Raw genomic sequence first — 12,293 nt, forward strand, 5'->3', positions numbered from 1 at the left:
TTATGACTAAAGTTGAAAGTTTTACATTGGATCACACAAAGGTTAAAGCACCATACGTTCGTTTGATTACTGAGGAACACGGGACTAAGGGTGACACGATTAGCAACTACGATTTACGGTTAGTTCAGCCTAACGAAAATGCCATTCCAACAGCGGGCCTGCACACCATTGAACATCTATTGGCCGGCTTGTTGCGTGACCGTTTAGACGGCGTCATTGACTGTTCACCATTTGGCTGCCGGACCGGTTTTCATTTAATTACCTGGGGCGAGCATTCCACTACGGAAGTCGCTAAAGCCTTGAAAGGATCATTGGACGATATCGCCAACAAGATCGAATGGAAGGACGTTCAGGGAACCGACAAGTACAGTTGCGGCAACTACCGTGACCATTCACTGTTCTCAGCTAAGCAGTGGTCCCGCGATATTCTGGCAAAGGGTATCAGCGATGATCCATTCGAACGTCACACTGTCTAGGCTAATAAGGGGGTTGTCAAAATGGCAAAATTAGCAATTGTAACTGGTTCAGGACAAGGAATTGGCGAAGGCATCGCCCACCGTCTGGCAAAAGATGGTTACGCAATCGCCGTTGCTGATATCAATGACACCACCGCAGCTAAAGTGGCGCAGGATCTGCAGAGAGAAGGCTATAGCGCAAAGGCTTACCACGTTGATGTAGCACATCGCGACGAGGTGTTTGACCTCGTTGACGCCGCGGTCAAAGACTTGGGGGAGTTGGCCGTCTACGTAAATAACGCAGGGGTGGCTTTCATCGAAAGTTTTATCGACTCAGATCCGGCACAGGTTGAACGATTACTAGACGTTAACTTAAAGGGGACTTACTGGGGCATTCAAGCTGCCGGTAAGAAGTTCAAGGAACAGGGCCACGGCGGTCGAATCGTAAACGCTGCCTCATTGGCAGGTTACGAAGCATCGGCATTGCAAAGTGCTTATTCGGCATCCAAGTTTGCTATTCGCGGTTTAACTCAGTCAGCAGCCAAGGAATTTGCCAAGGATAAAATTACCGTGAACGCTTATAATCCAGGCATTGTCCGCACCAAAATGCGGGATGCCATCGATAAGAAGACGGCGGCAATCAAGCATAAGACAATCCCAGAACAGCAGGCAGACTGCCTAACAGAAATTGCCATTGGCCGGGAAGCAACGCCAGCAGATGTCGCAGAAGTAGTAGCCTGGTTCGTGAGTCCAGGTGCTGGTTATGTGACCGGACAGAGTTTGCAGGTTGATGGGGGAATGAGATTTCATTAGAGGGAGAGAGTGTGAAACGAGGCGTTTAGAGGTCGGAGTGTAAGGGTGCTTTACCAGAAATCCCGGTCTTGGATTTGTGGTGAAGCACCCTTACATGCAGGTCTCTGCCTCGTTGAACACGTTTGAGCTAGATAAAATCAATAAACAGAAAATGGATCCACAAAAACCGCTTGGTAGCTTACAGAAATGTAAGCCCACCAAGCGGTTTTTTAAAACAAATGATGTCCCCAACTGAATAGGAGAGTAAAATTAGGACAGTGAATATTAATTCGGAAAGAAGTCGAAACAAAATGCCCGTTCAGTTGAAATCAGCAAGACCGTCACCTCAAATGTACCTCAAAACAGAGTCTCATCCCCAGTCGCATTATAAGTACGTCATCGGTGCAACAACGAAAGTGAAGCACCCGCTGGTTGAGCCGGAGACGCAGCAAGAAGAGCAACACCGAACTCAGCGTAAGAAAAAACGTTCATGGCTGACCACGATTGGGACGTGGCTACTCATTATTAAGGTTGTGAAGTGGGCTTGGCCATACGTGGAATGGCCAATCATAGATATCCTCATGATAGTCGGTATGCTATTGGCACCATTTTTAATGATTGCGTTCTTCACTTGGCTCGATAATAAAATGGGTGGTGGCGGTGGCTACTCAGGTGATTCATATGATGATAGTTACGACGCTGGCTGGTTTGATTCGTGGGCTTATCATAATAATGACCATAATGATAATTTGTATTGAAATAAGGAGCGTATACCAGTATAAAAGTACAAAAGAGCGCGCTGATTGATTACCAGCGCGCTCTTGGTGTGCGAACAGCTAAACCGCTTCAGTATGATCACCAGTAGATTTCTCATCCTTATCTGGTTTCTCATCCTTCTTCTCGTCGCTCCACATATCTTTAATATCTTGTTCAATCTTATCTTGAATTTCTGGATGCCGTTCCAAATATTCAATTACTTTAGGCTGACCCTGGCCGAGCCGTTCTTCCTGGTAAGAATACCAGGAACCGGATTTTTGAACGATGTCGTTATCAACCGCAATCGTTAGCAGATCACCTGCGTGAGAAAGACCCTTACCAAAGAAGTTCTGCACTTCTACTTGTTTGAATGGTGGGGCAACCTTGTTTTTAGTGACCTTGATCTTAACGTTTGTCCCAATGATATCCTGACCCTCTTTGATGTTGTCGCGACGACGAATCTCTAGTCGAATGGTCGAGTAGAACTTCAGTGCGCGACCACCAGGAGTGACTTCAGGGCTGCCAAACATCACACCAACTTTCTCACGAATTTGGTTGATGAACAGCAGCGTAGTCTGCGTTTGGTTAGCTAAGCTAGTGAGACCACGCAGTGATTGCGACATTAAGCGGGCTTGTAAACCAACGTGACTATCACCGATCTCACCATCAATTTCTGCCTTCGGTAACATGGCAGCAACGGAATCGAAGACGATCATATCCACAGCACCACTTTTAACCAATTCGTCAGCGATGTTAAAGCCATCTTCGGCAGTGCCAGGTTGTGATAATAGCAGTGAATCCAGGTCAACACCAAGGTTCTTGGCGTACGCTGGATCCAAAGCATTTTCAAAATCAATGTAGGCCACAATGCCATTTTGCTTTTGAAGTGAAGCAACTGCAGTCAGTGCTAAAGTGGTTTTCCCAGATGATTCTGGCCCGTAGAGTTCCATGATTCGACCATATGGATAACCGCCACCAATGGCGTGATCCAGTGAGAGTAGGCCTGAAGAGAAGCGTTTAATATCTAGATTGGGTTTGTCACCCATGCGCATTAACGCGCCCTTACCAAATTTCTTATCAATTCGTTTTAAAGTTTCATCTAACGCCTGCTTGCGTTCTTTTGAATCAGTCCGTTGTGACGGATGACCGGCTTCGAATAATTGTAAGGCCATACGGTAATCCCCCTTTATTGAGAACGTATGTTCTAAATCTACATTACTATTGTAGTCTTCTTTGTCAGATAAACAAAGTGAAAGGGAACAATTGTTAACGATTGTTTCATGTGGAACAACTTGATAGCAATGAATGGAATCTATAAGTAGTAGAAACGAAAAAATCGAACTTACAGTTTTTAAAAGCTGCAAGCTCGACTTCATTTTTACCACTTATCATAAACTGATCAAAATATAGCCACACACAACTCCCAGGGCAATTACCATATTGAGCTTGTCCAGTTGGCGTCCGCGTTGGTAGTAACGCTTGCACTGATTATAAATGGATCGGTCTTCTTGAGAAAGCTGCTTATTATCCTTAGCCATAAATTGTTTAAATTTGGCAACGGCTTGATTTTGCCGATTAACTTTACCGAACATAACAATGATGGTAATTCCAATGATGATGAGCACGCCATAGAAGAGCACGTTTGAAGTTGAGGCAGAGACTAAGTCCTTGCCGCCAATCAGCCCATTCACTACAGTTGCACCCAACGCTACAACGAAGATGACGGTATTAAATATTTCTGACCACCAGTACGAACGCAGGTATCGATGATAATAGTTTAATTCTTTTTCCATAGCTATTAAGTCCTTTTTAAATAGAAGGTTACTATGACATTATAGTCGATTATGCGATTGAGTGGGGATAAGAAGTAAAATAGGCAGTGGTTAGGCTTACAGATTCTCTTCAGTCGATTGCGAAAAAGGGAAACGCTTGATTGGTCATTTTCAGATTACGAGTGAAAGTAAAAAGCGCCATATTATTGATCATTTATTGGCAATAGTGACCGATTTTTGAGTTAAATTATTTTTATTTTTCAGTATTTTAAATGAGCAGAAAATGAGTCGAATGAGATTTCAACAAAAATTATGTGAATAGTATTTGACATTCAATTTACGGAGTGATAATGTGAATTACAACATCAAAGGTCATAAACTTTAACCTTTTCGTGAGTAGGAACATTACCTCAGGGATCAGAGAAATAGTGGTTGGTGAAAACTATGCAGGGTAATGCTTCGAAATACTAAAGTGTTAGGACACGGTTGCCCACCGTTATATGGGAGAGAGTGTGAGGTGTTTGACACCTTGAACTAGGGTGGTACCGCGTTTAAAAACGTCCCTTCATTAGAGATAATGAAGGGACGTTTTTTTGTACCTTGATGAAAATATAAAAGGTGGTGTAGATCATGAAATCTAGCGATGTTACTATTCATTGCCCCGAATGCGGGGACATTGTTTTTGAGAAACATAACAATGGTGAAATTATTTGTGCAGAATGCGGTCACGTTATTAACAGTGGCCATTAAGCAGCAACTCCGTTAATCAGCAAGTCAACTATGGCGGTAGTGGACTTGCAATATAGCATAGGAGGTATAAGTGTATGGAAAATACCAAGACAAAACCACAGCAATCTCTCAAAAGTAAACTAACCAGAATCATTGTCACACTAGTTATGCTTTCACCTTTGTTTATTATAATGATTAATTCAAGTTGGTCAAACGTTGATGGCATTTCAGGAACTTTGATTTTGATTATGATGGTTAGTATTGCAATCGGACTTTGGAAAACGTCCAAGAGCTTAATCCTTGCCATTCAAAAGGGTGCAGATACCGAATACAAAGAAAGATAATCAAGATGTAGGTGATGAAATGTTTGATTTAAATGATCGCGATATTATGTCTTCTAGCGAAGCAGCAAGACGCTGGCATAAAGCGGATGATTACGTGCGGCAGGCCTATCGAAAGACCCCCTGGAAGTTTCCGGCAGGGTCGATTCGAAAGTTTGGAAAACAGCTAGTTGTGACCCGTCATGGGATGGAAGTTGTGACTGGATTAACCGAGGAAGAAGCAGCTCATGAAGAGCGTCAATTTTTACCCGCTTCTAATCGAACTGCCCGAAATAATTATGATAAAAGTTTTAGTAAGAATTAAAAAATTAGCCGAAGATTAGATGATTACCATGTTGACACCGTTTACATTGCTGGCTTATGTTTATGTCCGAAATCGAAGAAATTTTTTTGGAGGTAGAGGACATGAATATCATTGATGAGTTAACTTGGCGGGGTGCAATCAACCAGCAGACCGATGCTGAAGGTCTCAAAGAATTAACTGAAAGTAAGAGTATCTCTTTGTACTGCGGTGTTGATCCAACGGGTGACAGCATGCATATTGGTCACCTGATTCCGTTTATGATGATGAAACGCTTCGAACTAGCAGGTCATCATCCATACATTCTCATTGGTGGCGCAACTGGTAGCATTGGCGATCCAAGCGGACGTAAGTCAGAGCGGCAGCTGCAAACCATGGAAACTGTGCAGGCCAACGTTAAAGCATTAACACACCAGATGCAGAAGTTATTTGGCGGGAGCTCGAATATTTCGTTTGTTAATAACTACGATTGGCTTTCAAAAATTTCATTACTCGATTTTCTGCGTGATTACGGAAAATTAGTGAATATCAACACCATGTTGGCTAAGGACATTGTCGCTAGCCGCTTGGATGTTGGTATTTCTTTTACCGAATTTACGTACCAAATTCTTCAATCTGTCGATTTTCTGACTTTACATCACGAGCATGATATTCAATTGCAGATTGGTGGCGCGGACCAGTGGGGTAATATTACCAGTGGGATTGACCTGATTCACAAAATTGACGGCGCGGATGAAAAAGTCTACGGGTTGACGATTCCGTTGATGCTTAAGGCTGATGGGACTAAGTTTGGTAAAACCGCTGGTGGGGCAATTTGGCTCGACCCTGAAAAAACTTCACCATACGAATTTTACCAATTCTGGCTTAACCAAGATGACCGGGACGTTGTCAAATACCTGAAGTACTTTACCTTCCTGGATCAGGATGAAATTGCTGAACTGGAACAAAGTGTGAAGAAGGCGCCCGAAAAGCGGTTAGCTCAAACTCGGTTAGCTGAGGAAGTGACGCGATTTGTACACGGGCAAGAAGCTCTGGATACTGCCCAGAAGATCACGAACATTCTCTTTTCTGGCAACGTGAAGGAACTGTCTGCAGCTGAAGTGCAGGATGCTTTCGGCAAGGCACCGAGTGTCTCAATCGCTAGTGAGCCGAAGAACGTTGTCGACTTACTGGTTGAAACGAAGATTGAACCATCCAAGCGTCAAGCACGGGAAGACGTGACTAATGGCGCCATTACGGTCAATGGTGACCGGATTCAAGAGACCAATTTTGAGGTGGATCCGAGTGCGCAATTTGACGGTAAGTTTGTGATTATTCGACGCGGAAAAAAGAATTATTTCCTTGCAAAAGTGCGTTAATGAAAATTAGTTTTTAATTAATTTAACAAAAGTAAAAGGCAATAACCGATAACGGTTATTGCCTTTTTTCGTGCGGTTTCAAAGGATTATTGCAAGTAAATGTGAAATATCATATATGCTATTTTTAATATAAATGCCCTTTACAGGGTATTTATGAAAGCGTATTCTCAACTTGAAAATAAATACACAACTTGGAGGCTGTTACCATGGAAATCACAGATTCAAAGATTAATGATTTAAATTTGGACGCCTTATTTATCGGCGATAAGTCTGAAAACGGTGATCTGTACAAGGAATTATTGAATAAGCTTGTCGACGAGCACTTAGGCTGGCGGAAGAATTACATTCCTCAGGATAAGAACATGATTTCTCCTGAAGAACAGCAATCTCCCGAATTTCAAGATACGGTCAACCGCATGCGCAAAGTGCTGGATGATGTGTCCAACCGAATTCGGACTGAATCGGTGCCTTGGCACTCAGCTGGCCGTTACTGGGGCCATATGAACTCCGAAACTTTGATGCCGGCTCTATTGGCTTACGATTACGCGATGCTTTGGAACGGCAACAACGTGGCCTATGAATCATCGCCTGCTACTTCGCAGATGGAAGAAGAAGTCGGTAATGAATTTGCAACCATGATGGGTTACAAGAACGGCTGGGGGCACATCGTGGCTGACGGTTCGCTGGCTAACCTTGAAGGTCTTTGGTACGCCCGGAACATTAAGTCGCTGCCACTGGCAATGAAAGAGGTCACACCAGAATTAGTCAAGGGCAAGTCCGATTGGGAACTGCTTAATATGCCGACTGACGAAATCATGAAGCTGGTTGAAAAGTCCGGTGAAAAATTGGACGAATTAAAGGCTAAGTCAGCTCGTAGCGGAAAGAATTTACAAAAGCTTGGCAAATGGTTAGTGCCTCAAACCAAGCATTACTCATGGATGAAGGCCGCTGATATTATCGGAATCGGTCTTGATCAAGTCGTGCCAGTGCCAATCGATGAAAATTATCGGATGGATATTGACCAACTCGAACAAATCATTCGCAGCTTGACCTCAGACCACACGCCTATCCTGGGTGTTGTTGGTGTTGCCGGTTCGACCGAAGAAGGTGCCGTTGATCAAATCGACAAGATTGTTGAACTTCGGCACAAGCTGCAAAAGGAGGGCATTTACTTCTACCTCCACGTGGATGCTGCATACGGCGGCTACTTCAGAACAATCTTCCTGGATGAAGACAATAACTTCGTACCGTTCGATCAATTAAAAGACCTTCACGCCGAGAACCACGTGTTTACTGAATCAAAAGACTATATCAAAGAAGATGTCTATAACGCCTATAAGGCTTTCACTGAAGCTGAGTCAATCACGATTGATCCTCACAAAATGGGCTATGTGCCATACGCTGCTGGTGGGATCGTGATCAAAGACGTCGCCATGCGCGATACGATTTCGTACTTCGCAACCTACGTCTTTGAAAAGGGTGCCGATATTCCAGCATTGTTAGGTGCCTACATTCTCGAAGGTTCAAAAGCTGGTGCAACTGCCGCAGCTGTTTGGGCAGCTCACCATACGTTGCCGCTGAACGTAACGGGTTACGGTAAATTAGAGGGTGCTTCCCTTGAAGGCGCTCACCGTTACTATGACTTCCTGAAAGACTTGAGCTTCAAGATTAACGGTAAGACGATTGAAGTTCACCCACTGGTTAACCCTGATTTCAACATGGTAGATTACGTTCTTAAGGAAAAGGGCAACGATAGTTTAGCTGACATGAATAAGCTGAACCACCAATTTTACGAGCAAGCCTCATACGTGAAGGGGACCCTTTACAGCAAAGAATACATTGTTTCGCATACCGACTTTGCGAAACCGGATTACGGCGATAGTCCATTGCCATTTGTAAAGAGCCTTGGTGTTAGCGAAGCCGACTGGAACAACGTGGGTAAAGTAACGGTGATTCGGGCCTCAGTCATGACACCTTACATGAACCGCCAAGAAAACTTTGACTACTTTGTACCAAAGATCAAAGTTGCCATGAAAGAATATCTTCAAAACATCTTCGTGGCAGAAACAACCAAGCAATTATCTTCAGCACAACAGTGAAATAAAGCGGACGGAAGGAAGTTACCATGAATAAACAAGCAACCAAATTGGGCCTGGGTACCTTTATCGGAATGACAATGGCCCTATGCGCGACAGTGCGTTCAATACCATCTGTGGCTGCTACCGGTTGGTCTCAGATTACCTATATGATTTTTGCAGTTTTGTTCTTTGCACTACCAGTTGCCCTGATTTCTGGGGAATTGGGAACGATGCTCCAGGCTGATGGTGGCCCTCAACTGTGGGTCAAAACAGCTCTAGGTGAAAAATGGGGGTTTGTTACTGCTTGGCTCCTGTGGGTTCAAATGTTTCCCGGAATGGTGATGGTGGCCTCAACCATTGGACCGCTGTGGGGAAACACCTTTGGCAACGTACCGCTGGGCAACAACCACTGGTTCATTTTAGCTAATATCCTCGGCTTCTACTGGTTGATCACCGTTTTGAATTTACGGTTTGATATGGCTAAAGTCGGCGGAAACGTCGGGGTCTGGTTAGGGGTCTATATTCCTATCGTGATCATGCTGGTCATGGGGATTGCAGCACTGTTCAAGGAAGGCATTGATCCTGCCAGTTACCTCGGAACGTTCTCAGTTTCCAAGTTAATTCCTAACCTGGGTAATTTGCAGACTCTGCAGTACTTCGCTGCTATCTCATTCATCTACACCGGGATCGAAATGTCGTCGGTATTCATTCCGCGGCTGCATAATGCTAAGAAAACCTATACTCGCGGTATTTTCGTTGCCTTAGTTGGCTTAATTTTGATGAACATCCTGAACGGGATCTTAGTAGCTAATGCTGTACCGAATGGTCAAATCCAATTATCAAACATCACGCAGCCAATTCTGCTATGGTGCCAGATTCTTGGTTGGCCAACGATCATCGCCAACATCTTCAGTTTCATGGTGGTCATTGGGGTTCTGATTCAATTATCTGCCTGGGTAACCGGGCCATCCAAGACAATGACACAAGTTGCTCGGGATGGTCAGTTACCTGCCAGCTTTGGTTATCACAAGGTAAATAAGTACGGTGTCTCACGCAACGTTGTGTTAACTCAAAGTATCTGCATCTCACTGTTCGCACTACTATACGGTGTGATGAAAAACGTTAATAACGTCTTCCTGACGTTAACGAATGCAACAACCGTGATCTACGCTTTGGTTTATATTCTGATTGCCATCGCGCTGATCAAGTTACGGCAAACGCAACCTGACTTAGAACGACCATATCGATTAGGTAAAACTGGTAATGCTTTAGCTTATACAGTTTCCTACGCCTTGATTTTCGGGATTGTGGTCATTATTGCAGCAACCTTCCTAGCTTCAGATCTGCTGCAATCGATTTTCGTTATCGCAATCACGCTCATTTTGTTCATCATCCCACTCATTATTGATCGCAATAAGAATAAGGAATGGATGATTCAAGTTCAAGCTGATTTACAATCGACGAATAACTTCTAGGTTGGCTGGAATGTCGAACAGGAACTTATCTGTTGATAGGTTCCTGTTTTTATTTTGAAAGAGGGCCGATGAAAATGGATTCTTCTAATAAAGCAGCAAGGTTTAGTTTGGGAGAAAGCCTGGTTGTCATGTTAGCCATGTTTACGATTTTAGGCGTGATGATCATTAAATTTGATATGTCGCCGCAAATTCCTATCCTGTTTGTTTTTACGCTAGTTTTGTTCTACGGGCATTTTAAAAAGTTTTCTTGGGATGAGATTTTTGACGGCGTTTCTGAGGGAGTTACTCCTGGAATTATTCCCATCTTGATCTTTTTGATGATTGGAATTTTAGTTGCCAGCTGGTTAAAGGCCGGCACAATTGCCGGGATGATGTTTATTGGTTTGAAGTTAATTTCAGTGCAGTTATTCTTACCAACCGTCTTTATTATTTGTGCCATTATTGGGATTACGGTTGGGAGCTCATTTACGACCGTTTCCACTATTGGAATTGCTTTTATGGGGATTGGTCATGTACTGGGATTTGCTGCACCGGTTATTGCTGGTGCGGTAGTATCGGGCGCTTTTCTCGGCAATAATATGTCACCCTTATCGGATACATCGAATCTGACCACGGGTATCGCAAAGGTTAACTTGTATACCCATTTAAAAAACATGAGTTTGACGGTTATTCCCGCCGCAATAATTGCACTCGGAGCTTTCACCGCGATTGGGCTTCATTCGGCTAAGAACGCTGACTTAAGCGCGGTTAAAGCAATCTCTGCTCAATTAATGGCGACTTACCATATTTCAATACTGACATTCTTGCCAGTATTTGTGTTACTCATTTTAGCCTGGCGCAAGGTGCCGGCGATACCCACTTTACTATTAGGATCGTTAACCGCCATCGTCCTGTCGATGGTTCAGGATCGGTCATTTACCTTCGGCCAAATTGGTGATTTATTGATGAATGGTAATCACGTTGCCAGCACCAACACAGTCATTAACCGATTGATGAGTGGTGGTGGTATCACTAACATGCTGAGTTCCGTGGCGCTGATTATTTTGGCGCTGTCGTTGGGTGGGTTACTGATTAAATTTGGCATTATTGAAGTGCTCATTAATAGCATGAGCCGTCTAATCAGTACACCAGGTCGGCTGATACTGGCGACTTTAACCGGATCATTAGCGGTGAATCTGCTTGTAGGGGAGCAGTATTTATCAATTATTTTACCAGGCGAGACGTTTAAGAAATCTTATGATGATCTGCAGGTCGATAAAAAATATCTCTCTAGAACCCTAGCGACTGGCGGTGCTGATATCAATGCGCTGGTACCTTGGGGTGTGAGCGGCATCTTCTGTTCAGCCACTCTGGGTGTGAGTGCTTTTCAGTACATTGGCTATGCCTTTTATCCTTACTTGAATCCTTTAATGACCATCATTCTTGGATTCACGGTAGTGACTTGGACCACTAAACGGTTTAAGAAGCGCCACACGGGTGCCAATGGAGAAACAAAAGCAGATTTTAGTTAAAGAGCAAGAAAAAACACTTCTATATTATAGGAGTGTTTTTTATCGTCATATTTTTATTTAGTTGAAATTATAACTTTGTGTAGCCCATGCCAACAAAATTACCGTCTGAACCAACTTTATGATTCACCACGTTCATATTGACATGGTGAGATTTTTTGTTGGCTTTGTTGATAGTCCCAAGCATGGCGTTAACATTGGCCTTTTCTTGAGACGGGGTTTTCACTGCGGACAAGTGTCCACTCCAAATCCAGCCACCCATAGTTTTAGAGTCATTGGAGATGTAGTAATAGACGGCTTTTTTGCCCTGCTGGTTTTGAACTGTGGCGGACTTCGTTACTGACAAAGCCGTGGTTTGGAAGTTGCTGGCATCATAAACTTTGTTGGTGAGTTTTGCGTTACTGTAAACATTGCCATCCAAAGCTTGATATTGTTTAGGACGATTAACCTTAGAGTAAGAAATAACTTTAACGGGATTAGCTTCAGCAGAGGTTGACTTTGCTGGTGAGATCAAGCTGATTCCTCCGATAAATGAACAAGTGACGATAGCTAACAGAATGCCTTTAAGTGTTTTCGACGATTTCAATGTGGACCCTCCAGAGATAATTTATTAGTTAGATTATTAACAATGTTGCAACCCTCATTATAGACCTTCATGTGAAGAAATGAATAATAAAATTTAGGCTTTTTAGCGGTTATTATTTGAAAATTAGTATTTTATTATAGTC

At 43.4% G+C, this 12,293-nt stretch carries 13 protein-coding genes; 10 read left to right on the forward strand and 3 right to left on the reverse strand.

The window, feature by feature from the left end; translation table 11 throughout:
- Positions 1 to 2 precede the first annotated feature (2 nt).
- The 3 genes from JUE95_RS07190 to JUE95_RS07200 all read left to right on the forward strand — a co-directional run bounded on the left by JUE95_RS07190 (position 3) and on the right by JUE95_RS07200 (position 2,005).
- Positions 3 to 476: an S-ribosylhomocysteine lyase gene (locus JUE95_RS07190; RefSeq protein WP_203650291.1), complete on the forward strand. Its 474-nt coding sequence runs from the start codon at positions 3 to 5 to the stop codon at positions 474 to 476.
- A gap of 21 nt (positions 477 to 497) precedes the next feature.
- Positions 498 to 1,268: an acetoin reductase gene (locus JUE95_RS07195; RefSeq protein ID WP_203650292.1), complete on the forward strand. Its 771-nt coding sequence runs from the start codon at positions 498 to 500 to the stop codon at positions 1,266 to 1,268.
- Between the two features lie 290 nt (positions 1,269 to 1,558).
- Positions 1,559 to 2,005, forward strand: coding sequence for a hypothetical protein (locus JUE95_RS07200; RefSeq protein ID WP_203650293.1), 447 nt, complete (start codon positions 1,559 to 1,561; stop codon positions 2,003 to 2,005).
- A 78-nt stretch (positions 2,006 to 2,083) separates the two neighbouring features.
- On the opposite strand, the gene recA is transcribed toward JUE95_RS07200, so the two are convergent.
- Complete coding sequence (gene recA, locus JUE95_RS07205; RefSeq protein WP_203650294.1) at positions 2,084 to 3,175, reverse strand: recombinase RecA; 1,092 nt, start codon at positions 3,173 to 3,175, stop codon at positions 2,084 to 2,086.
- Positions 3,176 to 3,391: 216 nt separating this feature from the next.
- Positions 3,392 to 3,796 carry a hypothetical protein gene (locus JUE95_RS07210; protein WP_203650295.1) on the reverse strand — a complete coding sequence of 135 codons (405 nt, stop codon included), beginning with the start codon at positions 3,794 to 3,796 and terminating at the stop codon, positions 3,392 to 3,394.
- A 609-nt stretch (positions 3,797 to 4,405) separates the two neighbouring features.
- Here JUE95_RS07210 and JUE95_RS12910 point away from each other — a divergent pair.
- From JUE95_RS12910 to nhaC, 7 genes are all read left to right on the forward strand, one after another.
- Entirely contained in the window at positions 4,406 to 4,525 is a 120-nt protein-coding gene (locus JUE95_RS12910) for a TFIIB-type zinc ribbon-containing protein (RefSeq protein WP_203650296.1), read from the forward strand.
- A gap of 74 nt (positions 4,526 to 4,599) precedes the next feature.
- On the forward strand, positions 4,600 to 4,848 hold the full coding sequence (locus JUE95_RS07220) for a hypothetical protein (protein ID WP_203650297.1): 249 nt from the start codon (positions 4,600 to 4,602) through the stop codon (positions 4,846 to 4,848).
- A 19-nt stretch (positions 4,849 to 4,867) separates the two neighbouring features.
- The gene (locus JUE95_RS07225) at positions 4,868 to 5,149 is read left to right on the forward strand and encodes a helix-turn-helix domain-containing protein (RefSeq protein WP_235995317.1); all 282 of its coding nucleotides are present in this window, start codon (positions 4,868 to 4,870) and stop codon (positions 5,147 to 5,149) included.
- 101 nt (positions 5,150 to 5,250) lie between these two features.
- On the forward strand, positions 5,251 to 6,504 hold the full coding sequence (gene tyrS, locus JUE95_RS07230; RefSeq protein ID WP_203650299.1) for a tyrosine--tRNA ligase: 1,254 nt from the start codon (positions 5,251 to 5,253) through the stop codon (positions 6,502 to 6,504).
- Positions 6,505 to 6,710: 206 nt separating this feature from the next.
- Positions 6,711 to 8,603, forward strand: a complete 1,893-nt coding sequence (gene tdc, locus JUE95_RS07235) for a tyrosine decarboxylase (protein WP_235995326.1) — start codon at positions 6,711 to 6,713, stop codon at positions 8,601 to 8,603.
- A gap of 26 nt (positions 8,604 to 8,629) precedes the next feature.
- A complete protein-coding gene (tyrP, locus tag JUE95_RS07240; protein ID WP_203650300.1) occupies positions 8,630 to 10,057 on the forward strand; it encodes a tyrosine-tyramine antiporter in 1,428 nt (475 codons plus the stop codon).
- 74 nt (positions 10,058 to 10,131) lie between these two features.
- On the forward strand, positions 10,132 to 11,568 hold the full coding sequence (gene nhaC / locus JUE95_RS07245; protein ID WP_203650301.1) for a Na+/H+ antiporter NhaC: 1,437 nt from the start codon (positions 10,132 to 10,134) through the stop codon (positions 11,566 to 11,568).
- A 67-nt stretch (positions 11,569 to 11,635) separates the two neighbouring features.
- Here nhaC and JUE95_RS07250 read toward each other — a convergent pair whose 3' ends face one another.
- Positions 11,636 to 12,151, reverse strand: coding sequence for a hypothetical protein (locus JUE95_RS07250; protein WP_203650302.1), 516 nt, complete (start codon positions 12,149 to 12,151; stop codon positions 11,636 to 11,638).
- Positions 12,152 to 12,293: the final 142 nt, after the last annotated feature.

This window comes from Secundilactobacillus yichangensis, assembly GCF_016861565.1.
Taxonomy (GTDB): domain Bacteria; phylum Bacillota; class Bacilli; order Lactobacillales; family Lactobacillaceae; genus Secundilactobacillus; species Secundilactobacillus yichangensis.